1 protein-coding gene is annotated in these 359 nt (G+C 39.8%); it reads right to left on the bottom strand.

Translation table 11 applies throughout. The annotated features are described in order from the left end of the window. On the bottom strand, positions 1–359 hold a 359-nt coding region (locus ADF68_RS05610), incomplete at both ends, for an IS110 family transposase (protein ID WP_152901833.1).

Consider the following 359-nt stretch of genomic DNA (forward strand, 5'->3'; position numbering starts at 1 on the left):
CAATGTCTTCTGTAAGATTTTGATAGAAACGGCTTAAATCACGCAGGTGTTGATAAACTTCTTTCTGCGCATAAGTTGGTTTACGATTGAGTATAAACTGAGAATGAGCCAACTTTTCAGCGTCAATTTTGTCTGTTTTACGAACTCGCAGACTATCCAGTTGCTTCTTAGCTTCCAGAGGATTCAGCTGTGTATAAGCGTAGCCGTATTCCTCAAGAAAGGATCGAAGACGCCGAGAATAGACACCAGTAGCTTCAAATATAATCTCAGGGTTATGAATAGTTTTCAAGTCATTCAAAAGACGATTGAAGCCAATGGCGTCATTGAGCATAGTGTATCCATGAATCTTTTCACCGTTG

This window comes from Streptococcus pseudopneumoniae, assembly GCF_001068775.1.
Taxonomy (GTDB): domain Bacteria; phylum Bacillota; class Bacilli; order Lactobacillales; family Streptococcaceae; genus Streptococcus; species Streptococcus pseudopneumoniae_N.